This is a genomic window from Nocardia sp. NPDC049526, assembly GCF_044465765.1.
GTDB lineage: Bacteria > Actinomycetota > Actinomycetes > Mycobacteriales > Mycobacteriaceae > Nocardia.
This window is the reverse complement of record NZ_JBITMA010000006.1, coordinates 1-26,306: the sequence shown is the minus strand read 5'-3', so window position 1 is coordinate 26,306 and position 26,306 is coordinate 1. Positions and strand designations below refer to the sequence as shown.

General features: G+C 65.7%; 25 protein-coding genes and 2 pseudogenes. 20 read left to right on the top strand and 7 right to left on the bottom strand.

The annotated features are described in order from the left end of the window. The first annotated feature begins 363 nt into the window (after window positions 1–363). Complete coding sequence (locus ACIBW7_RS19875; RefSeq protein ID WP_397048244.1) at window positions 364–669, top strand: hypothetical protein; 306 nt, start codon at window positions 364–366, stop codon at window positions 667–669. 865 nt (window positions 670–1,534) lie between these two features. On the opposite strand, the pseudogene ACIBW7_RS19870 reads toward ACIBW7_RS19875, so the two are convergent. Further along, a pseudogene (locus ACIBW7_RS19870) lies at window positions 1,535–1,844 on the bottom strand (DUF4158 domain-containing protein); the annotation flags it as partial. 207 nt (window positions 1,845–2,051) lie between these two features. Here ACIBW7_RS19870 and ACIBW7_RS19865 point away from each other — a divergent pair. The 12 genes from ACIBW7_RS19865 to ACIBW7_RS19810 all read left to right on the top strand — a co-directional run bounded on the left by ACIBW7_RS19865 (window position 2,052) and on the right by ACIBW7_RS19810 (window position 13,144). After that, window positions 2,052–2,600, top strand: a complete 549-nt coding sequence (locus tag ACIBW7_RS19865; RefSeq protein WP_397048242.1) for an aromatic-ring-hydroxylating dioxygenase subunit beta — start codon at window positions 2,052–2,054, stop codon at window positions 2,598–2,600. A gap of 55 nt (window positions 2,601–2,655) precedes the next feature. Then, window positions 2,656–4,038, top strand: a complete 1,383-nt coding sequence (locus ACIBW7_RS19860) for an aromatic ring-hydroxylating dioxygenase subunit alpha (protein ID WP_397048240.1) — start codon at window positions 2,656–2,658, stop codon at window positions 4,036–4,038. Further along, window positions 4,035–4,691, top strand: coding sequence for an isochorismatase family protein (locus ACIBW7_RS19855; protein ID WP_397048238.1), 657 nt, complete (start codon window positions 4,035–4,037; stop codon window positions 4,689–4,691). The genes ACIBW7_RS19860 and ACIBW7_RS19855 overlap by 4 nt, the downstream gene beginning before the upstream one ends. After that, window positions 4,688–5,953, top strand: coding sequence for an NADH-ubiquinone oxidoreductase-F iron-sulfur binding region domain-containing protein (locus ACIBW7_RS19850; protein WP_397048236.1), 1,266 nt, complete (start codon window positions 4,688–4,690; stop codon window positions 5,951–5,953). Before ACIBW7_RS19855 ends, ACIBW7_RS19850 begins: the two co-directional genes overlap by 4 nt. Further along, window positions 5,944–6,135, top strand: coding sequence for a ferredoxin (locus ACIBW7_RS19845; protein WP_040700785.1), 192 nt, complete (start codon window positions 5,944–5,946; stop codon window positions 6,133–6,135). The genes ACIBW7_RS19850 and ACIBW7_RS19845 overlap by 10 nt, the downstream gene beginning before the upstream one ends. Before the next feature lie 67 nt (window positions 6,136–6,202). Then, entirely contained in the window at window positions 6,203–6,976 is a 774-nt protein-coding gene (locus ACIBW7_RS19840) for an SDR family oxidoreductase (RefSeq protein ID WP_397048234.1), read from the top strand. A gap of 66 nt (window positions 6,977–7,042) precedes the next feature. Beyond that, window positions 7,043–8,059 (top strand): hypothetical protein, encoded by a 1,017-nt coding sequence (locus tag ACIBW7_RS19835; RefSeq protein ID WP_397048232.1) that lies wholly within the window; start codon window positions 7,043–7,045, stop codon window positions 8,057–8,059. Further along, on the top strand, window positions 8,056–9,201 hold the full coding sequence (locus tag ACIBW7_RS19830) for a protocatechuate 3,4-dioxygenase (protein WP_397048230.1): 1,146 nt from the start codon (window positions 8,056–8,058) through the stop codon (window positions 9,199–9,201). The genes ACIBW7_RS19835 and ACIBW7_RS19830 overlap by 4 nt, the downstream gene beginning before the upstream one ends. Continuing rightward, the gene (locus ACIBW7_RS19825) at window positions 9,198–10,097 is read left to right on the top strand and encodes a carbon-nitrogen hydrolase family protein (RefSeq protein ID WP_397048228.1); all 900 of its coding nucleotides are present in this window, start codon (window positions 9,198–9,200) and stop codon (window positions 10,095–10,097) included. Before ACIBW7_RS19830 ends, ACIBW7_RS19825 begins: the two co-directional genes overlap by 4 nt. After that, window positions 10,094–10,348: a hypothetical protein gene (locus ACIBW7_RS19820; protein ID WP_364479375.1), complete on the top strand. Its 255-nt coding sequence runs from the start codon at window positions 10,094–10,096 to the stop codon at window positions 10,346–10,348. The genes ACIBW7_RS19825 and ACIBW7_RS19820 overlap by 4 nt, the downstream gene beginning before the upstream one ends. Before the next feature lie 35 nt (window positions 10,349–10,383). After that, the gene (locus tag ACIBW7_RS19815) at window positions 10,384–11,133 is read left to right on the top strand and encodes an Asp/Glu racemase (RefSeq protein ID WP_397048225.1); all 750 of its coding nucleotides are present in this window, start codon (window positions 10,384–10,386) and stop codon (window positions 11,131–11,133) included. A gap of 76 nt (window positions 11,134–11,209) precedes the next feature. Next, complete coding sequence (locus tag ACIBW7_RS19810; protein ID WP_397048223.1) at window positions 11,210–13,144, top strand: FAD-dependent oxidoreductase; 1,935 nt, start codon at window positions 11,210–11,212, stop codon at window positions 13,142–13,144. Window positions 13,145–13,170: 26 nt separating this feature from the next. On the opposite strand, the gene ACIBW7_RS19805 is transcribed toward ACIBW7_RS19810, so the two are convergent. Continuing rightward, window positions 13,171–14,001: a GntR family transcriptional regulator gene (locus ACIBW7_RS19805; RefSeq protein WP_397048221.1), complete on the bottom strand. Its 831-nt coding sequence runs from the start codon at window positions 13,999–14,001 to the stop codon at window positions 13,171–13,173. A 116-nt stretch (window positions 14,002–14,117) separates the two neighbouring features. On the opposite strand from ACIBW7_RS19805, the gene ACIBW7_RS19800 reads away from it, so the two are divergent. Further along, a complete protein-coding gene (locus ACIBW7_RS19800; protein ID WP_397048219.1) occupies window positions 14,118–14,918 on the top strand; it encodes an SDR family NAD(P)-dependent oxidoreductase in 801 nt (266 codons plus the stop codon). 149 nt (window positions 14,919–15,067) lie between these two features. On the opposite strand, the gene ACIBW7_RS19795 is transcribed toward ACIBW7_RS19800, so the two are convergent. After that, window positions 15,068–16,348, bottom strand: coding sequence for a family 2 encapsulin nanocompartment cargo protein terpene cyclase (locus ACIBW7_RS19795; RefSeq protein WP_397048217.1), 1,281 nt, complete (start codon window positions 16,346–16,348; stop codon window positions 15,068–15,070). 355 nt (window positions 16,349–16,703) lie between these two features. Then, window positions 16,704–17,081, bottom strand: coding sequence for a hypothetical protein (locus ACIBW7_RS19790; RefSeq protein WP_397048215.1), 378 nt, complete (start codon window positions 17,079–17,081; stop codon window positions 16,704–16,706). 420 nt (window positions 17,082–17,501) lie between these two features. On the opposite strand from ACIBW7_RS19790, the gene ACIBW7_RS19785 reads away from it, so the two are divergent. Next, complete coding sequence (locus tag ACIBW7_RS19785) at window positions 17,502–17,918, top strand: hypothetical protein (RefSeq protein WP_397048213.1); 417 nt, start codon at window positions 17,502–17,504, stop codon at window positions 17,916–17,918. 312 nt (window positions 17,919–18,230) lie between these two features. On the opposite strand, the gene ACIBW7_RS19780 is transcribed toward ACIBW7_RS19785, so the two are convergent. Continuing rightward, the gene (locus ACIBW7_RS19780; protein WP_397048211.1) at window positions 18,231–18,566 is read right to left on the bottom strand and encodes a hypothetical protein; all 336 of its coding nucleotides are present in this window, start codon (window positions 18,564–18,566) and stop codon (window positions 18,231–18,233) included. A 422-nt stretch (window positions 18,567–18,988) separates the two neighbouring features. Here ACIBW7_RS19780 and ACIBW7_RS19775 point away from each other — a divergent pair, with 422 nt between their 5' ends. Then, entirely contained in the window at window positions 18,989–19,117 is a 129-nt protein-coding gene (locus ACIBW7_RS19775) for a hypothetical protein (protein WP_397049085.1), read from the top strand. Here ACIBW7_RS19775 and ACIBW7_RS19770 read toward each other — a convergent pair. Both ACIBW7_RS19770 and ACIBW7_RS19765 read right to left on the bottom strand, forming a co-directional pair. After that, window positions 19,108–20,111, bottom strand: a pseudogene (locus ACIBW7_RS19770) (transposase); the annotation flags it as partial. The gene ACIBW7_RS19775 and the pseudogene ACIBW7_RS19770 overlap by 10 nt on opposite strands. A gap of 323 nt (window positions 20,112–20,434) precedes the next feature. Next, window positions 20,435–21,025 (bottom strand): TetR/AcrR family transcriptional regulator, encoded by a 591-nt coding sequence (locus ACIBW7_RS19765; RefSeq protein WP_397048209.1) that lies wholly within the window; start codon window positions 21,023–21,025, stop codon window positions 20,435–20,437. A 73-nt stretch (window positions 21,026–21,098) separates the two neighbouring features. Here ACIBW7_RS19765 and ACIBW7_RS19760 point away from each other — a divergent pair, with 73 nt between their 5' ends. The 4 genes from ACIBW7_RS19760 (at window position 21,099) to ACIBW7_RS19745 (ending at window position 25,579) form a co-directional block, all read left to right on the top strand. Further along, entirely contained in the window at window positions 21,099–21,920 is an 822-nt protein-coding gene (locus tag ACIBW7_RS19760) for an SDR family NAD(P)-dependent oxidoreductase (protein WP_397048207.1), read from the top strand. 15 nt (window positions 21,921–21,935) lie between these two features. Continuing rightward, window positions 21,936–23,363: a coniferyl aldehyde dehydrogenase gene (locus tag ACIBW7_RS19755; protein WP_397048205.1), complete on the top strand. Its 1,428-nt coding sequence runs from the start codon at window positions 21,936–21,938 to the stop codon at window positions 23,361–23,363. Between the two features lie 97 nt (window positions 23,364–23,460). Beyond that, window positions 23,461–24,366: an NAD(P)H-binding protein gene (locus ACIBW7_RS19750; RefSeq protein ID WP_397048203.1), complete on the top strand. Its 906-nt coding sequence runs from the start codon at window positions 23,461–23,463 to the stop codon at window positions 24,364–24,366. Between the two features lie 850 nt (window positions 24,367–25,216). Continuing rightward, window positions 25,217–25,579: a hypothetical protein gene (locus tag ACIBW7_RS19745; RefSeq protein ID WP_397048201.1), complete on the top strand. Its 363-nt coding sequence runs from the start codon at window positions 25,217–25,219 to the stop codon at window positions 25,577–25,579. The last annotated feature ends 727 nt before the right edge of the window (window positions 25,580–26,306 follow it).

Below are 26,306 nucleotides of genomic sequence, written 5' to 3'. Positions count from 1 at the left end.
TCACCTGCCAGCGGCTGATCGGGGATCCGGAGGGTGATCCGGTGTGGCTGGGCCGGTCGCCGGTCGCGCCGGCCCAGCCCGCGGCGGCATTCATTTCCGCGGTGTCTCCTCGTGCGTACGACTGGCGATCCGATCCTCTGCGAACAGGACTGCCGCGACGAGGCCTTCGCTACCATTCGCCGGTTCGCGCGCCACCGGCCTCGGAACGGCGAACACGTCGATCCGGTCCTCTGGCTTGCGGCGGGCCGCGGGTTGCCGGCGTCGTTCCTAGCAGACAGGTAAATGCGATCCCTATGTTGCTGCCTCTTGCTATTGCTGCCATCGCCGGAGGTGTCTCACACTAATTCAAACCAAGGATTGATCATGAATTCTCACGACATAGATAATTCTCGCGACATCGATATCGACATCAACAGCGCCGGGTTTCATGCGGCTATGGAAGCCCTGATGATGGACGATCCTCACCCGAGTGATTGCCTTGGTGATTACTTTCAAGATTGTCCATCACGATGGCTGCAGAGAGCGCTCTACGCATATGAATGGGCAAAGCGAACCTACCTTGTTCAGAATCTTGGTTCCATGCTCTACCAGGAGCTTCCGCAGCCTGGCGAAGCTCGTGAAGCTGTCCTCCTGCACGAGTCCAGAGTGCAAGAAAGGTCGACACCGTGATGACTGCGTGGAGTTGCTCAGTGTGTGAAACCCGCATGTATGCGGAGTCCGATGACAGAAGGGGCCATCATCGTGAGTGCGAGAATGGCACCACCAAGCTGAATCCCGAAGACTTGGAAGCTCTGGCTCCGTGGCTCAATCCTATTGATTACCTTGAAGCCCACCCAAGGTCGGAAATTGGGGGATGCTAGGTCGCGTCTCATGCCGCTGAAATTGCTGTTGCAAGTTTCTCACCCCTCAGGACTGCAGCCAGAGTGAGGAAGTGAGTGAGCCCGGTGGCCGCAGCGGATACCGAGCCTGTGGTAGCCGGACCGGTCCCGGATGGATTCGCCTCCAGGTGAGAGTGTGCGACACTCTCGTCGTCCCGACGACGGCGTCGGGTGGTTCACAACGGTGTGGACCTGGAGAGACTCCCGTGGTGAGGTGCGGATCGGAAGCACCGATCAACTCTGTGTGGCGACCGCCGAACTGGCCCGCCGCTTTCGCGACCTGAACCCCTCCCCGTCCGTCTTGGCACGCGTGGTCGCCGCACCGCCGAGAAAAGACCGCGCGAGCCGTACCGGCGGCCGGAATCGTGTTGTGCGGGTCGACCGACGCTCCGGCTCATACCTCGTAAAGTTCCAGCGGCGACCAACGTCATCGGGGATCCCGATCACCGCGGCGGCCCGCAGCAACCGCGCGGATCCATTCCACATCGAGGCCGTAATACCCTCTCGCCCAGGCGATTACCGCATTGGTGGCCAGAGTCGGGCACCATACTTGCTCTATCTGGGCTTCCAGCTGCCGGGCCCGGAAGGCTCCTTCGTAGGCGTAGATGAGGTCGCGTTGGGCGCGTGGATGGATTCGCCCTTGTTGAGCTGGCGGGCGATCTTGCGGCGGTAGTCCGGTCGAGTTCCTTCACCTCCATCGCCCCGCCGACCGCCCCCGATACTGCGTCGCCAAGCGCAGATGCTCGGTGCGCGTCTGCGCCCACTTGTCGTACGAACCGATCAGGGACGCATCGGCTTTCAGCTGCTCGGCCAGCCGAGACACCGCCACTGGCGACGCGGAAGCCACCTTGTCCGGCACGCACACCAACCACGGAAGTGTGCACAACGCCACTGACAGGCCAAGCGCCCCGTCCACGCCCAGGGGCGATGAACGCGAGATCGGCACGGGGCGAGCGTGCAGTACCGGGAACAACTGTCTGGCAGCGCCGGGGGCTCGGCGGGGCTGTCTGGTTGCCCGGTCGCCTCCAGGGCTGTGATCGACCCCGTTGCGGCTGTCGTCGTCCTGCGCTGATGTTGCGCCCGAGTAACCAGCTCGATTCACCCCTTGCGCTGTCTCGCGTCATAGGCCACACTGATCTGCATCCAAAAGTGTATGCACTTTGAGGGGATTGAATGACCCAGCAGCAGACGGTGACACAGCGCCGACTGGCACCGAACGACCCGCGGTATGCGGAGGTCGTGGACTTCTACTTCTACGAGGCGGAACTGCTCGACGACCTCGACGAGCGACAGTGGCTGACCGACCTGGTCAGCCCGGACATCGTGTACCAGGTGCCGATCCGCGAAACCGTCGAACGAGCCCGTGGCTTCGGCTTCTCGGAGACCGCTTTTCACCTGAACGAGAATCTGGGGTCGCTCGAATCGCGGGTCGCGCGTGGCGAGACCAAGTACGCGTGGGCCGAGGATCCGCCCTCACGAGTGCGTCATTTCGTTGCCAATATCCGGGTGCGGGAGCACGAGAGCGGCGATGCGCAGCTACTCACCGGACGCAGCAATATTCTCATCTATCGGACTCGGCAGGATCAGACGACTCCCCAGATCCTTTCGGGTGAGCGCCGGGACGTGCTGCGCCGCGAAGATGGTCGCCTCAAACTGCTGCATCGCGTGGTCTATCTGGACTTGACGGTGATCGGCACCCACAATCTGTCTCTTTTCTTCTGAGTGACCCTGTTCACCGGGTCGTTCAATCGCTCGATTTCAGCCCAGGAGTACACCTATGACCGCGATACGGGAACCCTTGCTTTCGCCGCGAGTCCGGACCTTGATGGACCGGATCGCGACAGGACTGCCCACCGGGCGGATTCCCGCGAATATCTTCGGAAATCCCGAGGTGCATCAGACGGAATTGCGCAAGATATTCGGCCGCGCCTGGGTTTTCATGGCGCACGAGTCCGAGATCGAGGCGAACGGCGACTACGTCGTGCGCCGGATCGGGGAGGATTCGTTCGTCGTCACCCGGGACGAGAAAGGCGATGTTCACGTCCTGTTCGATGCCTGCAAACATCGCGGGGTTCAGATCTGCCGGGCTGATTCCGGCAATACCTCACATTTCCGCTGCCCGTACCACGGTTGGACCTATTCCTCCGACGGCAGTCTGGTCGGTGCGCCGTTGTGGAAGAACGCCTTCGGCAATATGCGCAAGGAGGAGAACGGGCTGGCCAAGGCCGCGCAGGTCGAATCCTTCCACGGGCTGATATTCGCGACACTGGATTCGACGGCGCCACCGTTGCGCGAATACCTCGGCGGTATGGCCTGGTATTTGGACCTGCTGTTCGGGCTGGACAAGGACGGGGTGGAGGTACTGGGTAAGCCGCAGCGCTTCGTTCTCGATGCGAACTGGAAATCCGGTGCGGACAATTTTTCCGGCGACGACTATCACCTCGGCACACTGCACAAATCGGTCTATGCAATCGGTGCGTTCCCGGTTCCCTTCAGCGAGAACATGATGGGTTACCACATTCAGGCCTCGCCCGGACATTCGCTGTCGTTCTCCATGGCCGAGGATGCCGACGAACCCGGACCGAACTTCTTCGGATTTCCGGAAAGCCTCGCCGAGAATTTCGATACCGCGAATATCTCCGCACCGCAGCTCGAAGTGGCACGGCGTTCTCGTGTGATCGTCGGCAACGTCTTCCCCAACTTCTCCATTCTGGCGCTACCGATGACCGAGGACGGGTCGCATCATCCGCCGACCGGCGTGCTGACCGTGCGGTGCTGGCAGCCGAAGGGACCCGGGCAGGTCGAGATGTGGAACTGGTTCCTCGGCTACAAGAAAATGACGCCCGAACAGAAGGACCGCGCCTACCGCGCGGGGCTGGGCACCTTCTCCCTCGGCGGCGCGTTCGAGATGGACGACACCGAACCGTGGATCACGGTGGGGCGCACGGGCCGTTCGGTCGCGGCGGAGTTGCTGGACTTCGAACTCAACTACGAAATGGGCATGCCCGGCATCGGCATGGCCCATCCCGTGCAGGACTGGCCCGGTCCGGGCAAGGTCTTCTGGACCCGCTACGAGGAGGGCGTCCAGCGCAACATGTACGCGTACTACGCGGACCTGATGCGCGCCGAGCCGGGACAGTGGCCGGAGCACGAGTTTTGAGCCGCGACGACGCCACGATGGCGGACGAGCAGGTCCGCGCCCGGTATCGAGACGGCGGCCTACTCGGGACACTCACTCCGGGTACACGTCCCGCGCTCGTCGTGGTCGATCTGCAGTACGGATTCACCGAAGCGCGGTACGGCCCCGGTTTCGAGATGGACGCGGTGGTCGCCACGACCCGGGAACTGGTGGACGCGGCGCGCGACAACCGCGTACCGGTCTACTTCACGACCATCGCCTTCCCAGTCCACGGCGACGGAACGGCCGGCACCTGGCTGCGCAAGATGCCCGCGATGCGGGAACTGCGAGCAGGTGACCGCAGCGTGGACATCGATCACCGGCTCGGCCGGCGTGACAACGAGGCGCTGGTGGTCAAGGAGGCCGCCTCGGCATTCGCCGGTACCGATCTGGCGCAACAGCTGACCGCGGCCGGTATCGACACCGTGCTCGTCGCCGGTGCGACGACCTCCGGCTGTGTCCGGGCGACCGTTGTGGACGCCTGCGCCGCCGATCTGCCCGCCTTCGTTGTCCGGGAATGCGTGGGTGACCGCGAGGACGGACCGCACCGCGCCGCCCTGCTCGATATCGATGCCAAATACGGGGACGTGATCCCACTCGCCACCGCCCACGCAATCGTCAAGGGGCTGCTATGAATACCGCTGTCCGATCCTCGCTCCACCTGGCGCCGGCCCTCGAGATTCCGGCCCGCGCGGCCGGCGACGTGCCGGGCAGGCTGGTCGTGCCCGGCGTCGAATCTCCCGACTGGGGACTGAACCAGGAACGGGAGCTCGGATTCTTGGAGCCTGCAATCGATTCCGGGAAATTCCTCGCCGAATTGGCCCGGTCGGGTCTGCGTGGCCGCGGCGGCGCCGGATTCCCCGCGCACCGCAAATGGTCGGCGGTGGCGGCGAGTTCGGACAGTGTGGTCGTTGCCAACGGCCACGAGGGCGAACCCGCATCGAGCAAAGATGCGTGGCTGCTCACCCGCCGACCGCATCTGGTCCTCGACGGCCTGCTGACCGCCGCGGTCGTCACCGGATCCAGCGAAGCCGTCGTCTACGCCTCCGAACCCGCGGTCCTCACATCGGTCCGCGCGGCCGTCGCCGAGATCGTCGAGGCCGGAATGGTTCCGCACGGTGTGGCGCTGCGGGTCCACGAAGCCCCGCCGGGCTATGTGGCTGGTGAGGAATCGGCTGTGGTCGCGTCGATCAACGGCCGCCCGGCCAAACCGACGAGCAAGCCGCCTCGCCCGTTCGAGGTGGGAGTGCGGGGTGTGCCCACGCTGGTGAGCAACGTGGAGACCTTTGCCCACGCGGCGTGGATCCGCAGGTACGGTGCCGCCGAATTCGCCCGGGTGGGCACCGCGGCCTCATGCGGCACCGCGCTGTTCACCGTCACCGGCCGGGTGGCGGAGCCCGGAGTGTACGAAATGCCGCTCGGAGCAACAGTTTCCGAGCTGGCCGCCGCGGCCGGCGGAGGCGACGTACCGATGACCGGTGCGCTGCTCGGCGGTTGGTTCAACGGCATCTCACTCGGTGACGTCGGTGCGCTGTCGTGCTGCTACGACGCGATGCGTGCGGCGGGCACCGGCCTCGGCTGCGGCGCGATCACGGTCCTGGGGCCCGACGACGACCTGGTCGCGCTGGCCGGGGAACTCAGTACCTGGTTTCAGAACGAGAGCGCGCTGCAGTGCGGTTCGTGTTTCACCGGCACCAAAGCGATCGCGCGGGCGTTGCGGCAGATCCTGCGCGGTGAGAACGCAGCTGGTCATCTGGCCGATCTGACCCGCTGGGGTTCGGATCTGCCCGGCCGCGGCGTCTGCGGCCTCATCGACGGCGCTGCGGCGCTGGCTCGAAGCGGCGCGGAAGAACTCGCGCGACGTGATGCACGGAAGGAGCAGTCAGCATGCGGGTGATCGTGGACAACACCAAATGCGATGGGTACGGCACGTGCCTGGACATGTGCCCCAGCGTATTTCGCTCCGATGACTGGGGCTACGCCGCGGTCGTCGGCGACGGCAGCGTCCCGGAGTCCGACGAGACGCTGGTGCGCCGGGTCATCTCGCTGTGCGCGGAGAGCGCGATCCGCGAGATCTGAACCCTGCTGCCGGAGGGCCGACCGTGGGCAGCTGCGCCACGACGATCGATCAGCTGAAGGAGTAAGTGTGTATCTGGGTCTGGAAAACGGTGTGGCGCTGGTGACGGCGGCCTCGCGTGGAATCGGCCGGGCGACGGCCGAACGGCTTGCCGCCGAAGGAATGACGGTGATCGCGGCCGCCCGGACCGCCACCGGGGAGCCAGAGACCGTCGGCAACGGGTCCATCGTGCCGTTCGCCCACGATCTGACCGACGCCGAAGCCACCGCGGCCCTTGTCGACACCGTGGTGTCCACCTACGGTGCACTGGACGTAATGGTCCTCAATACCCCTGGGCCACAGATCATTCCGGCCTTGGACGCGGAATGGGACGACTGGTCCGCCGCCCACGACACCCTGCTGCGTCCGGTGGTGCAGCTGGGCACCTCGGCCGCGCGGGTGATGCGCGACAAAGGTACGGGCGCCATCATCCTGCTGTCCTCGACCTGGGTATGTCAGCCCGCCGCGGGTGGTGTGTTGTCCGCCTCGTACCGTTCGGCCGCCTCGGCGTTCGTCAAAACCCTTGCCGGCGAACTGGCGCCGTCGGGCGTGCGCGTGAACCAGATCATGCCCGGCGCCACCGGAACCGACCGGATGCGGGGGATCGTCGAGTCGAAGTCGGGTCGCAACGGCACCACCGTCGAGCAGGAGATCGCGCGCGTCGTCGCCGATATTCCGGCGGGCCGGTGGGCCGAGGCGAGCGAAATCGCCGACGTGGTTGCATTCCTCGCCTCCGCGCGGGCGTCGTTCATCACCGGTACCGCGCTGGCCGTTGACGGCGGGGCGGTGCGCGCCGCGCACTGAGCCGCGGCATCCCGAGTGAGACACCCACTCAGAGCATATTTTTCACCAATCGAGAAGGAAGTATCGATGCCCAAGACCCTGACCGAGAATTTCGTCGAACAGTTCCGGCTGTGCAAGGTCACCGCCGCCGAAACCGTGGCGGTGATCGCCGAACTCGGCCAGAAGACCGAGTACGTCGAATCCGCGGTGGCGGCGGCGCGACAGCTGGGCGCCGGTGTCCTGGTGCTGCACGCGTCCAGCCTGTCCAATCCGATGCTGCCGCCGTACCAGCCCGACGGCCGCGAGGTCGCGCCGTTGCTGGCCGCGGCGGGGGAGTGCGATTTCGTCGTCGACGTCACCGTCGGCGGGCTGATCCACTCCGACGTGCGCACCCGGATCACGGGGAACGGCAAGCGGATGCTGTTTGTCGCCGAACCGAACGATGTGCTGGAACGCCTGATGGGCGATGAGATCCTGCGCGCCACCGTGGAGGCAGGCGGCCGGAAACTGCGCGCCGGATCGACCCTGCACGTGACCAGCGCCGCCGGCACCGATCTGACCGCCGACATCTCCGGCGCGGACCTGCCGATCACCCACCAATGGGGTTACGTCGACGAGCCGGGCCGCTGGGACCACTGGCCCTCGGGTTTCGTCGCGTGCTTCCCGAACGATCGCACCGCCGAGGGCCGCATCGTGCTGCAGCCCGGCGACGCGCTGATTCCCTGGCAGCGCTACGTCCAGGACACGGTGACCATCGAGGTGGAGAAGGGCTACATCAAGAAGATCTCGGGCGCCGGTACCGACGCGCACGTGCTCAACGACTACTTCGAAGCCTGGGGCGACGACGAGGTGTGGGCCACCAGCCATATGGGCTGGGGTGTGCTGCCACACGCGCGTTGGTCGGCGTTCGACGTCTACGACCCGCGTTCGCTCTACGGCCAGGAACTGCGTTCCACCGCAGGCAATTTCATGTGGTCGACCGGATCCAACCGGTTCGCCGACCGGGAGACACCCGCCCACCTGGACGTGCCGATGCGCGGCTGCACCGTGGAGATCGACGGGGTGGCCGTGGTCCGCGACGGCGCCCTTGTCGAACAGAAGTGAGCACCGTGGACAAGAACGCGATCGAACAGGCCGTGCTGGCGATGGCCCGCGATACCGCACTGCTCGAGCAGGTGAAGGCACAGCCGTCCCGCGCGCCGGAACTGCTGGGCGTCGATCAGGAATGGGCCGAGACCATCCTCTCCGGTAACCGGGATCGGTTGCGCGCCATCGGACTCAACGACGGTCTGACCATTCTGGTGAGCCGCTGGTTCAACGACGATCTGGGCGATGCCGCCAGCCAGGGCGGATTCATCGTCGACGACAGCCTGCCGCTGGCCGACCCCGACGTGCCCGCCGGAATCGTCTTCGCCGGAGGCTGCTCGCACGTACCGGATCTGCTGGCCCGGCCCGAGATCGATCCGGACGACGCGGTGTCCCGGCTGCTCGACGGCTACGAACGCCTGCGGCGCGATCTCGTCGCCGCCGACCCGGATGTCGTTCTGGTGACCGCCGATTGCCACTTCCAGAGCTTCGAGACCGGTCACACCGTGATCGGTACCGGCGCGGGCCACACCGGTTCGATGGAGTTCTTCAAGCGCGGCGATCTGGATCTGAACCTCACCGGAATGCCGGATTTCGCGGGCGAATTGGCTGCCGCGGTGCGCGAGGCGGGGTTGGAGGTGGAACAGGCCGAGCGTGTCGATCTCGACCACGGGCTGATCGTTCCGCTGCGCCTGGTGCTGCCGCGCCCGGACCTGCCGGTGATTCCGATCATCACCCAGCCGCACCGCAGCTTCTCTCCTTTCAACGCACGCCGTTTCGGTGAGGCGCTGCGCGGAGTGGTGGCGCGGTCGGGCCTGAAGGTGGCATTCCTGGCCACCGGCGGCCTGTCGCACTGGCTGGATCCCGGGCATTTCGGTGGCGTGGACGTCGAATTCGACACCTACATCCTGAAGCTGCTGGAAACCGGACGCGGTCTGGATCTGTGCTCGCTGGAGCCGTATCCGCTGCTCGAGCACGGCCAGTACGAGATCCAGAACTGGATGATCATGCTCGGGCTGATCGGTCCCGGCGTGCACGGCACCGTGTACACCTACGAGCCGATGGAAGCCTCCGGCGGCGGCTGGACCGTGGTGAATATGGATCTCGCTCGCGCCCGGAGCGAGAGTGCGGCGGCAGTCGCGGCGGGGCAAGCATCATGACACCACGGACGCTGCGGGTGGGCGTGACGCAGTGGCACGCGACCACCGATATCACCGCCAATCTGGCTACCGCCCTTCGGCTGATCGATCGGGCCGCGACCGCCGGCGCACAGCTTGTGACGCTGCCGGAGAACGGCCTGATGCTGGGCACCAACGCGCAGATGCGCGAGGCGGCTCTGCATGAGGATTCCGACGAGGTGCGGCAGTTGCGCCGCGCCGCGGCCACTCACGGGGTGGCGGTGGTGCTGGGTGGGATGAAGAACCGTACCGCCGAGGCGACCTACAACTCGGCGCTGGTGATCGACGTCGCCGGCGAGCTCGTCGGACGCTACGACAAGATGCACCTGTTCGACGCCACCATCGGCGGGCAGTCCTTCGAAGCCTCGACGGTGGAGCGGCCCGGCGCCGGACCGGTACTGCTGGATCTGGACGGCATCCGCATCGGCCTGACCATCTGCTACGACGTGCGATTCCCCGAACTGTCGCGGGCGCTGGCCGCGGCCGGCGCCGAGGTGCTGCTGGTTCCGGCGGCGTTCGTCCAGTCGACCGGGGCCGCGCACTGGCACACGCTGCTGCGCGCGCGGGCCATCGAGAATCTGGCCTACGTGGTCGCGCCGGCGACCGTACATTCGCCGGACCCGGAGTTCGCCGATGCGTTCGCCACCTACGGGCACGCGCTCGTGGTGTCGCCGTGGGGTGAGGTGCTCGCCGATCTGGGTGAGGCCCCGGAGGCCGTCCAGGTGGTAGAACTCGATCTCGAGGCCGTCACCCGGGCCCGGTCCACCCTTCCGGTGCTGGCCGGTCGCCGCCACAGCGACGAGTACAACGCCCAGCCGCGTGTGCTGAATCTCGCCGCCCGGAGTGCGGATGGTGTGACTGCGGGGGATACGCGATGAGCGAATCGACTGCATCCGATCTGCCGGCCGGTGTGGTCCGGGCCGAGGAATGGTCCGGAGTCGGTAACGAATTCACCGGCGCCCAATTCCGCAAGGTGTGGACCCGCAACGGGGAACGCCTGGAGATCCGCGTCCCGCGCACCGGAACACACATCCTGCTCGATGCCATGGCCCTCGAGGTCATCGCTGGGCAGACACCCGAGTTCTTCACCCGGCTGATCGCCGAGGGGCTGGGCTCGGCGGAGGAATGACCATTTCCACCACTCGACACGAAGGTAGAGAGTCGATGACGACCACACGGGTGGGCATGATCGTGCCCAGCTCCAACACCACCATGGAAACGGAGATTCCGGCCATGCTGCGGGCCCGCGCCGAGGTGCGGCCCGACGAGCAGTTCACCTTCCACTCCTCCCGCATGCGCATGCAGCATGTGACGCCGGAGCAGCTGACGCAGATGGATGCCGACTCGCTGCGCTGTGCCGCCGAACTCGCCGACGCCCGCGTCGACGCGATGGCCTACGCCTGCCTGGTGGCGATCATGGCGCAGAGCCGCGGCTATCACGCCGTCTCGGAATCCAAACTGGCGCAGGTTGCGAAAGAAGAGAGCGGCGAAGCCATTCCGGTGCTCTCCTCGGCGGGCGCGCTGACCGAGGCGCTGGCCCATCTGAATGTGCGCAAGATCGCCGTCGTCACGCCGTATATGAAGCCGCTGACAGCGACGGTGTGCGACTACATCGAGCACGAGGGCTTCGAGGTGGTGGATTCGCTGAGTCTCGAGGTGGCCGACAACCTGGCCGTCGGGCGGCTCGATCCGCGCAATCTGCTCGAACACGCCCACACTGTCGACACGTCCGGCGCGGAGGCCCTGGTCATCAGCGCCTGTGTGCAGATGCCGTCGTTGCCGATCCTCGACGAGCTGCAACACCAGTTCCGGATTCCGGTGCTGTCGGCCGCCGCGGCGACCACCTGGCGATTGCTGCGCAGCCTCGACCTCGACCCGGTCGTTCCCCGCGCCGGCGCACTGCTCGCCCCGTGATTTTCGCACCTCCCGCAGCTTCTGCACCTCCCGAATTTCTCGAATTCCCACAGCCCACATCACGAATCGAGATCCCATGAGCTTCGATGCTCTGTTCCAGCCGGGCCGCATCGGGCCGGTCGAGTTCCGCAATCGCGTGGTGAAATCACCGAACAGCAGCGCGACCGCCAATATGGACGGCACGATCAGCCAACGGACCGTCGACCACTATCGCCGTCTCGGCGAGGGGGGCGTCGGCCTGATCATGACCGAGTACACCTACATCGACGACGACGCCAGCAAAGCGATCCACAATCAGCCCGGGATGAGCCGCCACGAGCACATCGCCGGATGGGGATGGCTCGTCGACGAGGTGCATGCCACCGGCGCCAAGATCGGCCTGCAGCTCGCCCACGGTGGCCGCCAGAAATTCCTCGGCACCGCGCCGATCAAATCGGCCACCGACAGTTCCTGGGACTACGTCGAGGCGGTAGCCGGGGTGATCCCGCAGCCGGTGACCGTCGCCGAGATCGACGATATCGTCACCGCCTTCGCCCAGGCCGCGCTGCGGGCGTGGAAGGCCCGCTTCGACCTGGTCGAGGTGCATGCCGGGCACGGCTATCTGATCACCAATTTCCTGTCCCCGCACACGAATTCGCGCACCGACGACTACGGTGGCAGCTTCGAGAACCGCTCCCGCATCCTCATCCGGATCGTCGACGCCATCCGCGCCACGGTGCCGCGCGATTTTCCGCTGAGCGTGCGGGTTTCGGTCACCGACTACGAGCCCGACGGCATTCCGATCGAGGAGACCGTCGAGTTGTGCCGGATGCTGGAAGCGCACGGGGTCGATGTCATCCATGCCTCCGGTGGCCACCACGCCACCATGGAATGGGAGGTCAGCCCCTGGTTCAACACTCGCGCACCGCACCGCTGGGGCTGGGAGAAGTTCCGCCCCGAGCTGTCGATTCCGGTAATCGGTTCGGGCTCGCTGGTCTCCCCGGAGGTTGCGAACGATGTCATCGCCTCCGGCTCAGCCGATTTCGTTTCGCTGGGCCGCGCCATGCTCGCCGATCCGGATTGGGCGCGCAAGGCGCAGGCGGGGCGGGCACTCGAGATCGTGCCCTGTATCCGATGCAACGACGGCTGCCTGCATCGCGGCGTGGACAAGGGCCGCTCGGTCGGGTGCACGGTGAATCCGTCCGTGACCGAGGAGGGCCGGTTCCCGATCACCGTGGCCGGCACCAGGAAGTCGGTTGCGGTCGTGGGTGCCGGACCCGCCGGTCTGCGCAGCGCCGCCGTACTGAGTGACCGCGGACATGAGGTGCGGCTGTTCGAACCCGGTGAGCTCGGGGGTCTGCTCACCCACGCGCTGGGATCCACGGTCAAACAGGACATCGCGGCATTGGTGGACCATCTCGTACACGAGGTGCGGCGCCGGGATATCGCGGTGGTGCCGGCCCGGGCCACGGCCGCGGAACTCGTTGCGAGCGGCGTGGATTCGGTGGTGCTCGCCACCGGAGCACCCTTGCGGGAACCGGACTTCCCGATCGCCGCGGACGTGCCGATGATACCCGCGGCGCAGGTGCGCGCCGATGCTCCGCTGCACGGGCGGATCGTGGTGATCGGCGGCGGGATGCAGGGTTGCGAGACCTCGCTGCGCATCGCCGAGATGGGCGATGCCGAGGTAACGGTTGTGGAGCAACAGGATTCGCTGCTCACAGGCGACGAGGTGGTCTACGACGCCATGAAGCTGCCGCAGTTCATGCGGCAGGCCGGGGTGCGTATTCGCACCGGCGCGCGAGTGAGCGAGGTGACCGCCGAGGGGGTCTCACTGCTCACCGCGGACGGCGTCGAGGTGCTGCCCGCCGACACAGTGGTGCCGGCGCTGGGCCGTACACCCGCGTCGAACGAACTCGCCGACGAATTGCGCAGCGCCGGAATCGATGTGCACGTGGTCGGCTCGGCGCTGCGACCGGGACGGGTGTACGACGCGATCCACACCGCGTTCTTCGCCGCGCGGATCATATGACCGAATGCCGCCGGGCCGGCTGGTCCTCAGGCCGACGGCTCCGGCGGCGCCATGAGAATCAGGTTGGAGGTGGCGAAATCCGGCAGCACCGGATCGGAATCGATCCAGTAGATCGGCGCGGGACGTTCGATACGTCCCTGTTCGTCGTGTTCGATCACGATGTCGCGGCCGCGCATCGCCAGCAGCAGCGAATCGAAGCAGTGATCGGGATCGGCATCGAGTACCAGGCCCAACGCGGCATCGATCAAATGGAACTCCATGATCCGGCGTGCCGAAGCCGCATTGCGATTGCCGATCGCGTCCAGAAAGAACTGATCACTGTCGATGAAATCGTCCGGGGTGCGGGCATGCGAGAGATAGACGCTCTGATGCCGGTAGATCATGGTGTGCAGCGAACTGGTGAGCTCGGCGAAATTCGATGGGTATCGCGTCAGCGCCACGTCGTGGAACAGTTGGTGGGCATCCTGGAAACGGCGACTGTGCGAGCGATGGGTACGCATGTCCTCGAGATGGTTTCGCATCTGCTCGATATCGTCGTCGCCGAGTATATCGACGATCGCCCCCACGGTCGGCGGCTCCAGCAGCAGGCGCAGCGCATAGCTCTGTTCGGTTTCGGAATTCACCAGCGGAGCCACATGCATACCGCGGTTGGCGTGCGCCACCACCAGGCCGTCCGCTTCCAGCCGCTGCAAGGCCTCCCGCAGGGGAGTGCGACTCACCTCGAGCTCGTTGGCCAGCTGCTCCTGGGACATACGCCACCCGGGTGCGTAGACGCCCGTGATGATGCGTTCCCGCAGTGTCCGGTACAGAGCGTCGACGGTAGTACCGGCGCGGATCCGTCGAGCAGAGGTAGTCATCAGCATCATCCTAAGGTCACCGGTGAACGCCGCATCCCGCCGTCGCCTAGAAGTGTATCCAATTATGTGTACAAATGGGCGCGGTAGTACTGCACCGAGCCCGGAAAGGAGCCCCGATGGGCGCATTGGATGGTCAGGTCGTCGTCTTCACCGGCGCGGGGGCGGGAATCGGCCGGGCGGTGGTCGAACGATATGTTGCGGAGGGTGCGCGCGTGGTCGCGGTCGACATCGCGGATCGGGTTCTCGAATTGCGTGGCGCACTGGGAGATTCGGTCCGGCCGATGGTGGCCGACGTCGCCACCTGGGAGGGCAATGTCGCGGCGGTGGATGCCGCCGTGAGTGAATGGGGTCGGCTCGACGTCTTCGTCGGCAACGCGGGTATCACCGATGGGGCGCGGCCGATCGAAGACATCCCTGGCGACCAGCTGACCGGAGCGTTCACCGAGTTGTTCGGTGTGAATGTCCTGGCCCCGCTGCTCGGTGTGCGGGCCGCTTTGGAGGCGCTGGTGGCCACTCGTGGCAGTGTCATCATCACCGGTTCGTATGCCAGTACGAATGCCGCAGGCGGCGGCGTCCTCTATACCGCGTCCAAACACGCTGTCCACGGTGTGGTACGGCAACTCGCCTACGAGCTGGCGCCCGATATCCGGGTGAACGGGGTGGCACCGGGTGTGGCTCCCACCCGGCTGCGCGGCACCACCTCACTCGGTCAGACCGCCGCCGACTCGGTCTTGGACGGCACACGGGAAAAGCTTCCACTGCAGGAGGTTCCGTCCGTGGACGCCTACAGCGGAATCTTCACCCTGCTCGCCTCTCGCTCCGAAGCGGCCGCGATGACCGGATCGCTCGTCACCGCGGACAGCGGTCTGTCGGTGCGGGGTATCGCGCGGCCCGGTGGCCGGGTACGCGAAGCCTGATCGTCCGGGTCCGCCGGATCGAAGCTGGTGCCGTCTGCAGCAGCCCCGGCCTCCAGGAGGCCGCTGCATCGCCCATCCGGTGCGGCGCAGCGGAATTCGCGCGGGCCGCGGCAGCCCAGGCGATATCAGGAGGCCAGGGCGCGACCCACCTAGCGGTAGCGCGGGTTCGTGTTGTGCCATTCGAACGAGCCGCCCATCCAATCGCGAACGCCGCGCATGAACAGCTGGAGCTCGGGGGAGGGTATGGCGCGCAGGGCGCGATGATCGGCTTCGAACTGGTGCACCATCCGGTTGTGCAGGTCGACGGTGACCTCGGTCGCTTCGGCCAGCGAGCACCCACGATCGGCGGCGATCTGCAGCACCATATTGCTGACGGGTACTTCGTCGGCGGCATCCTTCTTGATCGAGAACAGGTCGTTGACCAGGACGGCGGCGGTACCGGCGCGGAACACGGCCTGCCGGACCCGATCGTCGTAGAAAAGGTTCGCGGGCAGCTCGTACCCGGCGACGGGGTCGATCAGGGTCATCGAGGTGTAGAAGGTGTCGTGCTGGCGGGCGGCGAGATATTCCCACGCGGAAGGTGATTCGCCGGTGTGTCGCCACGCGGCGTAGGCGGTCCAGGACACGAACATCGTGAACGTCGCGTAGCAGCTGCGCTGCACCTGCCCCGGGGTGGCGTGGGCGCGCAGATTCGCGATCGCGGAACCGAAAGCACGCAGCACCTTGTCTTCCCGCAGCACCTCCTCCAGCGGAGTAGTGAACTCGCCCGCGTCGGGCAACGGATCCAAGGCCGCCATCGCCAAGGTGAGACGTTGCGGCAGCCGGGTCGGGTCCGCGCCGAGCGCCGAATCGTCGGCGTAGTAGTCGTCGGCCATCCACCAGGCGGTGTTCATCTGGGCCGGGACCAGCAGTCGGTCGGGGTCGTCGGAATCGGTGTGGGTCAGCATGACCAGCCGTCCGTAGCCGGTCCGGCGCAGCTTCTCGAGCTCCTCGTCGGTGAACCCGATCGACTCCGCCCACGTGGTGAGGCGATCGTCGATCCGGTCGGCGAGATCGTCGTCGATCCGGGTGGCGGGCGGGCAGTACAGTGGCGGCGCCGAACCGTCACCCCAGGCAAGTTCTCGGTAGGGCTCGATCTCGGCCGTCGCGTGCCGGAACGGTATCCGAAACGCGCTCTCGCCCAGGGGAGTTCCCGTGCCGCGAAGGTGCCGCAAGCCAGCGCTGGGCAGTGTGGCCGCCGGCTTCGCGCCGGGCGCGGGCGGCGCCGCCGGTTCGGGCTCGGCCCGGGTCATCGTCGAGAAGCGTGCGGCGAGTTCGGTGCCCAGGCCGCGAGGCCCAGCCAAAGGGTGCGTGAGTCGTTCGCCGGGCGGTTCAGGCTTGTCGGTAACCGTGTCGCGGTGGCTGGTCTGGTCGTTGTCGAGACTTGTCACAACACTTCTCCCGTCGCAGGGGTCCATAGATGGAGACAGCACGATGCACTCAAACGACTATCGGCCGTCTCGCCCAGTGCCGCAGGCGATTGCGTGATTCCGGTGGACTCGACACGCTGATCTCCGACATCGGGCCTTCGTGCCGAGGTGAGAGCATTCGACCGCCCCGCACGGGACCTGCCCATGAAGCTTGCAGCATTGTGCGGTCGAGTTTCCGTCACGGTGACTCGGAACGACTGCGATAACCCGTTTCACCTCGGGCCAGCTGTCGGTGGTCCCACGAGTGGCAACGTGGTGGCCCGACGACGGGGTACCGACACTGCGTCAGCGAATCCTGCCTCGAGGTGCGTCACGTCTAGATGGACAACAAGACCTCGATCTGCGCGGGCTCGGGCAGCGTCTGTGGACGCACGTCCGTGTACCAGGCGTACTCGATTCCACTGAGCCTGCCCTGCTCGACCCATAGAATGACCTCGCCGATCGGTGCTCCGTTGCGGTCGGTGACGGCTCCGTTGGCGAAGATTCCGTCCGTCGAACCGGATGCGGTCTCCACACCAGGGAGCACCACCATATCGACGCTGGGCGAACCGACACCCCAGGTGGCGTTGACCTGTGTAAGCGGAATCTGCGCCAGATAGTCGCCAGCACCGGCCTTGCCGGAGGACAGCAGTTTGGTGACGACTCCGGTTTCGAGGTCGGTCAGGGCCCGCGGCTCGATCGATGTACCACTCATCGCCTCTCCTCGGTTCTCGCGCTACGCACGGAATGTACGCGGCGCCGAACTTGAAGACACCGTTGATCTTTCTTGCAGACGATCGGAACCGACCGCGGCGATATGGACGGCTATGTCCTGGTGACCACGACTGGTTGATTTGCGGTGTCCGCACCCAGGTGCGGACATGTCACAACAGCGGGACCGGCCTGGCGAACGCGGTCTTGAACACCTCACCGCGGAAAAGCGGACCGTCACCGACGACGCCACCGCGATCGGCTGGGTGTCCTGTTCGACCGAAACGGCCGCTGGGGTTGTGAACCGGGGCTCATACTTGTTCGGCCGGGTCTTCACAACCAAGCTGGCGCGGCTCCACGTTATCCGGCCATCGTTCGCGCCGCTGATTCCTTGTTCGAGGGCACTCAACCGTGGGAGGCGCAAGTGACTGAGATCGACTTGGAAGACAAGAAACTGACCGTGCCGTTGTCGGAGGTGGGCGGGGAGGAGACCGCCGAACCAGGCGCATCTCGTGGGACGCTGGCCAGGATCTACAACGATTTCCCCGTCGGCATCTCGATCTTCCGGAAAGTCAACGGAAAGCTTCATAGCCTGCACGAAGTGGCTCCCAGCTCCACCAGCATTGATTTCTGGACGACCGACGAGCTTTTCCTAGCGAGCAACTCCGGATCCACGAAGCGGGCCGAGTTCGACTCGAAAGGCCGCATCACGTTCTGGTACAGGGTCAATGTGTATCTGCCAGCCGGTACGAGCAACTACAGCCGCTTAGTTACACGTGACTCGTCGGCGACTGACGAGGGCGGGCTCGAGCATGCTGGTGATGGCGCGCGAAGCCGGTGAGGTTTGAGGTGGCGGTGTAGGTTGTCGGGCTTGCTGTGTTGGGATTTCGGCCATCAGCTCCAGCGGGCAGGACGGCTCCGCTTCGCCGAAGTGGGGCAGGCCCGAGTGCCGGATTTCCAACCTGCGCGCCCGACAACCACCGCCGAACCTTTCGTTAGATAACGCCGAGCGTTTCGGCGGTGAGCCGGACCCCATCGATGCCGTGCTCATCCCGGTGGTCCGCAGCAACACCTTCTCGGCGTTGTCAACGGCGATGATCGGTAGCGGCGTCATCTCAGGTCTTTGCGCTGAATTGTCTCGGTAAAATCCAACCTAGGCTCCTGGCCGCATTGGACAATCCGTCAAATGACGTATATCGGCGCGAGATTCTGCCCATCGCGGGAACCGCGCGTAGGCCCCGTTCACCGCGGCCCACCAAACCATCACCAACGCCTGGGGTTCGGCATCAGAGCTGACCAGTCGCACTGCGGCGGTGAAGGATTCGATCGAGCCGCTCAGCACTGCGTCGATCTGTACCTTCGCTTTCGTCGCCAGTTCGGATTCACTGACGTCGACGTCGGTCAGCGCGAGGATTCGCAACGCGAGCGGGTTCTCCCGATGGAAGGCGATGTAGCACGGTGCCCGGAACCAACCCGCCTGCGAAACCAACCTGCAACCACGACGACCACACAGTCACGGCCGAGACCAACCCACGGCCACGTGTTGACGTACTGTCTGTGTCCGGAGGGGGACACCTGCGCTAACCACAGAGATCGACCCGCGGAAACGTTGAGCACCTGTTGTTGTTCTGTGACAGCGAACTATTCAGGTCTCGGGTCCGATGTCCAGCCCAGATGGAATGCCGTGATGTCGTTGCCGCTGTACCTCAGTGGCTCCCGACACCGCGGGCATCGAGAACCGCGGCGATCGCGCGGGTGTGGGATGGCGTCGGGGATGACCGGACCGGCGGTGGCGATCTCGCCAAATCCAGCCAGATCCACGCAGATCACGCGATGGCCGAGCGGCACAAGGTAATCGATCTGCGGCGCCCACACCGGCCCACATAGTCGCCGCCGTCACAGAATCTCGCCGTGCCGCAGGCCGATCTGCGCACGCCCATCGCGAGCGCTCGTTCTGGTTCGGCCCATCTGCCCATCGTGACGCTGGGCGGAATCGTGGCGACCGGCGCGGGCCTACACGCCGCCGCGTTGGCGTCGTAGAGGCGTCGGTTGCGGACATGGCGGGCCAGCACGGCACGTTTGCGGCCCGACGCGACGGTCAACGGTGATGTTCCGGCGTAGTTTTTGCGAGACTTGGCGGTGGTGTAGTGGTTCGGGTCGTCCCCGAAATCACCGAGCACCCGGACGCGGAGGATGACACCGAGTCCTGGCAGGGAGGGGGAGATGTCGGCGTCCGGGTTTTCTCAAAATGCGAAGCGAGCTCGCTTTCCAGGTCCTGGATTTGGGTGTTGATGGCGGTGATGATGCCGACCGTGGCCCGTGTCGTGGCCGCGAACGCGGTGGTGACCGCGTCGGTAGCGTGCAGGTGATCGGCCCGCAGGGCGGTCTGGATCTGTGCGGCTCTGGTATCGATGTTGCGTTGGCGCCCAGCATGTTTGAGCGTTGCCTGTAGCGCGGAAAGGCTCAACCGGGCCCCTTCGGCTGGTGAGGCGGCGCGGGCGAGCACGGCCAACGCGTCGCGGTCGGCGAGGTCGTCGAATGCCTCCAGCGCGGCCGGGTAGTACTCCCGTAGCGCCGACCGCAGCGTGTTGGTGTGGCGGGTGCGTGCCCAGATCAGGTTCTGATGCCCGCGGGCCAATACCTTGATCGCTTCGGCGTCGGGGGAGTCTGCGGCGACGAGCCGGTGGTTGTGGCGGTCGGTGCGGACCAGATCGGCCAGCAGTTTTGCGTCCCCGGCATCGGATTTCGCGCCGGAAACGCTGTGCCGGTCGCGGTAGCGGGCGACCGCGAGGGGGTTGATCGCGTACACCTGGTAGCCGGCCGCGACCAGCGCGTCGACCCACAGGTCTCGGTCGGTGTCGATGCCGATTACGACCTGGCCGGGATCCTCGGCATGCTCGGCCAGCAGTTCGTGGAACCCGCTGATCCCGGCCAGCCCTTCCGGCAGCCGCCGCACGATGAGTTTCTTGCCATTTCCATCCATCGCGTGGACGTCGTGATGATCCTCGGCCCAGTCGTCGTCAACGAAGATCATCGATCACCTCCTCCAGTGCTGATCCATCGAATCCAGTTCGAGCCCAAGGCCACCCGGCGGCGACCTAATGGATCAGTACTCTGCTGCGGTACGACACCCCATCAGCGCTACAGGAGGCCTCACCAACCGGCCGGGGCACGATCCAACCCTAGGAATCGACGATCATTCCAGGCGACGAGAGTGCTCACCGACCGGCGGCTCGGGCGATCAGCCTGCACCTTGCCGGTCACTACCGGTCGTAGGCTCGCCGATCAACTCCCATTAGGCGGTTCGGGCCCTGGTCCCCAGGCCCACGGGCGTGGTGGAGCTGGCTGCGGCCGGTTTCAGGTGGGGCGGCGGATGGCCTGTACGGCGGTGTCGTAGAGGTCGAACATGTCGACCTGTCCGCCCAGGCGGACCCATTCCTCGTTGGCTGCCTGCAGGCAGGTGATCGCTGCTGCGGCGATCGCGCGGGCTTGGAGGGTGCGGCGGTCGGAGTCGGGCAGTCGCGGCTCGATCAGCGGTGCGAACAGGTCTTGCCAGCGGGCTTGCTTCTCGGCGTGTCCGGCGCGGAGGGAGTCGTTGCCGAACAGCAGCGTGATGAACTCCAGGCGCCCTTCTGCTGTCATGTCGATTTCCTCGAGCACCTGGAACGCCGCGCGCAGTGCCGCCCAGGCATCCTCGTCGGCCGGGCGCTGTGCGAGGCGCGCGGCGATCAGTTCGCCCTGTTCGGCCAGGCTGCTGAGCGCGAGGTCTTCCTTGTTGCGGAAGTAGTTGAACAGGGTCCGCCGGGAGACGCCCGCGGCGGCGGCGACCTCGTCGAGGGTCGTGTTGTCGTAGCCCTTGGCGGCGAACAACTCAATAGCGGTCCGGGCGAGCAGCGAGCGGACCACAGAGCGGGTCTGTTCCCGCAAAGGTGTCAGTTTCGAAGCCATGCACCAATGGTACGCCACCGCACGCAATGCAACTACTTGCACGCAGTGCAAGTCTGTGCGTATAGTGAATGTCATGAGCAAAATCGACTACCGCCGTCAGACCGTCATCGTCACCGGCGCCAGCTCCGGCCTCGGCGCCGAATTCGCCCGCCAGTTGGCCCGCCGCGGCGCGAACCTCGTGCTGGTGGCCCGCCGGGCGGACCGGCTCGAGAGCCTGGCCGCCGAACTCACCCGCGAACACGGCGTCACGGTGACCGCCGTCGCCCGCGACCTCGGCCTGCCCGACGCCGGCCGCACGCTGCGCGCCGAACTCGAGTCCCGCGGCATCTACGCCACCGGACTGGTCAACAACGCAGGCTTCGGCACCAACAACGAATTCGCCGACGAGGATCCCGACCGCCTGCAAAGCATGATCGCGCTGAACATCAGTGCGCTGGTCGACCTCAGCCGCGCCTACATCGGCCCGCTGAGCTCCGCCGACACCGGCGTTCTGATCAACGTCGCGAGCCTGCTTGGCTTCCAACCGATCCCGTACATGAGCGTCTACGGCGCCACCAAGGCCTTCGTCCTGAGCTTCACCGAGTCGCTGTGGGAAGAGACCCGCGGGACCAATCTGCGCGTCCTCGCTGTGAACCCGGGCGCGATGCAAACCGAGTTCTTCGACGTCGCCGGCAACCAGTCCGCCGACTACGGCACGAAACGTGCAACCCCCGAACACGTCGTGAGGATCGCCCTCGACACGCTCGACCGCCGATCCGCGCCTCCGTCGGTGATCACCAACAGCCGGTCACTCGCCCTGCTCAGCAGACTCCTGCCACGCCGCCACGTGGTCCGGATCATGGGCTGGATGGCCCGCCGTTCGCACACGCAGCCCGCCGTCGCCCGCGCAAACTAGCTGAGGGACACCATCATGACCACCACAGAAGAAACCACACAGCTCACCGACGCGGAGCGCTTCAATCACATCCTCCGAGCTCAGCGTGCCGCCTATCTGCGCGACGGAGCGCCGTCCTTGGCGACGCGGCGCAACGATCTGCGCAACCTCAAAGCCGCGCTGATCGCCCGGCGCAGCGACATCGAGGAGGCGATCAACACCGACTTCGGACATCGCTCGCGACACGAGACAGCGCTGATGGAACTCGTGGGCGTCGTGCAGGGCATCGACTACCTGCGGCGCAACCTCCGTCGGTTCATGCGCCCGACCCGTCGCCACATCGACCTGCCACTGCGTTTCGGCAGCAACCACATCGAATACCAGCCGCTCGGCGTGGTCGGCGTCATCTCGCCGTGGAACTATCCCGTCAACCTGTCGCTGATGCCGGTCGTCACCGCGATCGCCGCAGGCAACCGCGTCATGCTCAAGCCGTCGAAGCTGACACCGGCCACGAACGCGGTACTCACCTCGATGCTCAGCGAACTCTTCCCGCCAGAGCAGGTCACGGTCGTCAGCGGCGACGGCTCCGCGTTCTCCTCCCTGCCGTTCGACCATCTCGTCTTCACCGGCAGCACCGAAGTTGGGCGAGCCGTGATGAAAGCCGCCAGCGAGAACCTCGTCCCTGTCACCCTGGAACTCGGCGGCAAGTCTCCGACCATCGTGGCCAAGGGACACGTACGGGACCAGGCCGTTTCCGACATCGCATTCGGCAAACTCCTGTCCGGCGGACAAACCTGTATCGCCCCCGACTACGCCCTGGTGCACGAATCCGAGATCGACACCTTCATCGCCAGCTACGACAGACTGGTGAAGTCCGCTTACCCCGACGGCCCTACCAGCAAGGACTACACCTCGATCGTCGATGACAAGCAATACAAGATCCTCACCGACCTGATCGAGGACGCCCGTGCTCACGGGGCGCGGATCATCGAGGTCGGACACCGGCCGCACGAAGCGGCCCGCCGTCCACACACCCTCGCACCGACCGTCGTGCTCGACGTCACCGACGACATGCGCATCGCCCACGAGGAGATCTTCGGCCCCATCCTGCCGATCTTCGGTTACCGCGACATCGACGACGCGATAAACTACGTCAACGCACGACCGCGACCGCTCGCGCTGTACTACTTCGGCGACGATGACGCCGACCGACGCAAGGTCCTGGACCGCACGACCTCCGGCAACGTCACCATCAACGGCACCATCATGCACGTCGGACAGGACGACCTGCCCTTCGGCGGTGTCGGTGCCAGTGGGATGGGCAAATACCACGGCATCGAGGGCTTCCGCACGCTCAGCCACGCCAAAGGCATTCTCGTGCAAGGTCGTTGGAACGCCGCCCGCCTGCTCTACGCCCCCTTCGGCGGGCGCACCGAAGCTCTTCTCAACCTCTTCCTCCGCTGAAGGGCGCAACACCGGCGCACGCAGGCCCTCTGAGCGCCACATACACACACAAGTGCGCCCGTGCAGCGGCACGAACACCTCCGGAAGGAAGTCACCGATGGCTGATCACGACCTCGTTCTCGTTACCGGCGCCGGCGGCGTGGGCCGCCTCGTCACCGAGCAACTGCGTGCGCAGAATGTGCCGGTCCGCGTCCTGGTCCGCCGCGAGGACGACCGCGCGGCCGAGGTGCGGGCATTAGGCGCCGAGGTCGTCACCGGGGACCTGACCCGGCCCGAAACAGTGGCGGCCGCGCTCGACGGCGTCCGCCGGTCGTACTTCGGGCTCAGTGTGTCCCCGGACCACCTGCTGGCGGCGACCATCTTGGCCACGGTCGCGAAGGCGCACGGCGAACTCGACGTGCTGGTGGACATGTCGCAGATGACGGTGTCGCAGATGACCGCCACCAGCACGGCGGAATCCCACCAGCAGCGGCTGCACTGGCTGGCGGAGCAGGTGCTGGACTGGTCGGGCCTGCCCGTGGTGCACGTGCGCCCGACGACGTTCCTCGACAATCCGTTGTTCACCACCCTCGCGGCACGGTCGATCCGCGAGAACGACACGCTGGCGCTGCCGTTCGGGACCGGACGCACCTCGCCAGTCGCTGCCGGCGACGTCGCCCGGGTGGTCGCGACCATCCTGCACGATCCCGGGGAGCACGCCGGGAAGGTGTACGAGCTGACCGGACCGCGGGCGCTCGACATGACCGAAGTAGCCCAGGAGTTCTCCAGGGCACTCGGCCGCACGGTGACCTATCTGGACGTCCCCCTGCAATGGTGGCGCACCGAGGTACTCGCGAACGCGGGCCTGCCACAGCACACCGAGCAGCACATCGCGACCATGGCGCAGCTGCACCGCGCGAACCGTTACGACAGGGCGACCATCGACGTCGAGCGCATCACCGGCAAGCGGCCCCTGACCGTCGAGGAGTTCGTCGCCGTCCGCAAGGACTTCTACCTCGGCTGACTGCCGCAGGAATCCCACGTGGAGGCGGCATCACCGAAGTCGCGGTCGGGCACGTCGACGACCGTGTTGACGCGCGCCCTGGGGGCGGCTTTCAGCAGCGCGTGAAAGCCCGCCAAGCCGTCAGCGGCGCCTAATTTGTACTGAATGTAGTTGTCGGCGTCAATCACAATCGACGGGCTCGGGCCCAAGCGACCGCGGACTCATCTCCCGGCCGCCGACGTCTCGATGATCTCCTCGACACCGCAGCCCGTCCACTCCCACCGGAAATGCAGGAAGAACTCGTGGCGCGCGTGCTGGGCATCCTGGTCGTCGAATTAGCCCTCGCCGATCCGGCGGGTAACGCTGTGCGACGACCACCCGAAGACCTTTTCGACGCGCTGAGCGCGGCGATCGACGCCAACTTCGCCACAACCAGAAACACCGGCGAGTACGCCCGGCACCTGGGCTACTCGGCGCGCACACTCAATCGCAGCGCGTTACGCAACACCGGACTGACGGTCAAACAACTCCTCGACCAACGGACGTTACTCGAAGCCAAACGATCTCCCCGTGAGTCCGCCCTATGGCAGACAATGACACCACCAGGTTCTCCACCCCGTTCAACCGGCGCTGGCGTTTGCGGGTTCCGGTCAGTCTCGGTCGATTCCGTGGAAACGTCGACCGCAGGCGACGCGGCTGCTGGAGGCGATACGGGACCCGGATCGTGGTTCACGGTGCCGGTTTCGTCCGGGATCGTAGGCCGACGGCGACGCGACATCGTCGCGGGTCAGCGCCTCCGCAATCGCGAAAATCCCTCGGCCACCGAGATATTCGGATTGTGTCGAGGGGCTGGTTGTGCAGACCACGGCGAATGACCAGCGAGGAGATCCGCTGTCTCATCAAGGAACTCGGGGATATCCGGCACGTGTTGTCCGGGGCGGATCCGGTGGACAAAGCCGACGTCTACCGGCACCTCAACCTGCAGATGACTTACCATCCCGCCAAACGAACCGTGCGGGTCGAGACTTCTCTCGACCCGCACGGTTGGGGTTATGGTGCGTGTCCGGAGGGGGTATCGACCAGTACGCCAACCTCCTGCAACACCGAAAACTGCTGGTCATCGGTTGATTGCGGTGGTATGACGATGCTGGTCTGTTTCGCCGTGGGTTTCAGGCCCGGCGGGGCGTGTCAACCAGGGAAACGATCTGCGGTTGTCGGTGTGGACTTTACCTGAGCGATTCATCTACTCGGTTCCCCCGGCTGCCATGCGCGAGGTCGTGTTCGAGTAACTGCCGGAGGTCGGCAGGCCGTCGGATGACGGTGGCGCCCCCGTGCCGGTTGAGATCGGCGTCCTGTGCCAGTCGCCACATCGCTCTGTCGGTTACTAGGACATGCTCATCACCCTGGTGACACCACCGAAGCGGAACCGACGTGGGACGCGCTGACCTACTGGCAAGGTCACCGAAAAAGGCGCCGACCGGCGATGACCGGCTTGACACGCTGACCGTGCGGCTGGACCACCGTCCCGTGCTGTGATCAAAGTTCGGTGGCGGCGCCACCGCACGACGCACTCTGTCCCGCGTCTAGCGCCAACCGCTTCACTGGGCTCGCACCGCCAAAAGCACTTCTACCGGTACACCGCCATCGATGACTGCACCTGACTGTGGGGCCCACCGGTAGAAGACGTTGCGGCCTGATGCCGTATTAGCGGCACGTCACAGCGATGTTTCCGCTAATCTCCTCGGCATGCCGTAGAACGGCCAAGTGCCGATCCGCACGCCTGACTTCACTCGAAACACGTTCGGGCACAAGGACTCCTCTTCCCATCAGGAGCCCATCCTGTCGACGACCGCTGTCAGTTTAGAGCTAGGTCGTGTTTCGAAAGTCGGGTCACCGTAGCCACAGGTCGATGGCGGCGATGTGGACGGTAGCCAGGAAGCGGACGGCGAGTTTGTCGTATC

Coding starts and splice junctions, on each gene's coding strand:
- ACIBW7_RS19875 (WP_397048244.1), top strand. CDS start 364: ATGAATTCTCACGACATAGATAATTCTCGCGACATCGATATCGACATC.
- ACIBW7_RS19865 (WP_397048242.1), top strand. CDS start 2,052: ATGACCCAGCAGCAGACGGTGACACAGCGCCGACTGGCACCGAACGAC.
- ACIBW7_RS19860 (WP_397048240.1), top strand. CDS start 2,656: ATGACCGCGATACGGGAACCCTTGCTTTCGCCGCGAGTCCGGACCTTG.
- ACIBW7_RS19850 (WP_397048236.1), top strand. CDS start 4,688: ATGAATACCGCTGTCCGATCCTCGCTCCACCTGGCGCCGGCCCTCGAG.
- ACIBW7_RS19845 (WP_040700785.1), top strand. CDS start 5,944: ATGCGGGTGATCGTGGACAACACCAAATGCGATGGGTACGGCACGTGC.
- ACIBW7_RS19835 (WP_397048232.1), top strand. CDS start 7,043: ATGCCCAAGACCCTGACCGAGAATTTCGTCGAACAGTTCCGGCTGTGC.
- ACIBW7_RS19825 (WP_397048228.1), top strand. CDS start 9,198: ATGACACCACGGACGCTGCGGGTGGGCGTGACGCAGTGGCACGCGACC.
- ACIBW7_RS19820 (WP_364479375.1), top strand. CDS start 10,094: ATGAGCGAATCGACTGCATCCGATCTGCCGGCCGGTGTGGTCCGGGCC.
- ACIBW7_RS19815 (WP_397048225.1), top strand. CDS start 10,384: ATGACGACCACACGGGTGGGCATGATCGTGCCCAGCTCCAACACCACC.
- ACIBW7_RS19810 (WP_397048223.1), top strand. CDS start 11,210: ATGAGCTTCGATGCTCTGTTCCAGCCGGGCCGCATCGGGCCGGTCGAG.
- ACIBW7_RS19805 (WP_397048221.1), bottom strand. CDS start 14,001: ATGACTACCTCTGCTCGACGGATCCGCGCCGGTACTACCGTCGACGCT.
- ACIBW7_RS19800 (WP_397048219.1), top strand. CDS start 14,118: ATGGGCGCATTGGATGGTCAGGTCGTCGTCTTCACCGGCGCGGGGGCG.
- ACIBW7_RS19790 (WP_397048215.1), bottom strand. CDS start 17,081: ATGAGTGGTACATCGATCGAGCCGCGGGCCCTGACCGACCTCGAAACC.
- ACIBW7_RS19765 (WP_397048209.1), bottom strand. CDS start 21,025: ATGGCTTCGAAACTGACACCTTTGCGGGAACAGACCCGCTCTGTGGTC.
- ACIBW7_RS19760 (WP_397048207.1), top strand. CDS start 21,099: ATGAGCAAAATCGACTACCGCCGTCAGACCGTCATCGTCACCGGCGCC.
- ACIBW7_RS19755 (WP_397048205.1), top strand. CDS start 21,936: ATGACCACCACAGAAGAAACCACACAGCTCACCGACGCGGAGCGCTTC.
- ACIBW7_RS19750 (WP_397048203.1), top strand. CDS start 23,461: ATGGCTGATCACGACCTCGTTCTCGTTACCGGCGCCGGCGGCGTGGGC.
- ACIBW7_RS19745 (WP_397048201.1), top strand. CDS start 25,217: ATGACCAGCGAGGAGATCCGCTGTCTCATCAAGGAACTCGGGGATATC.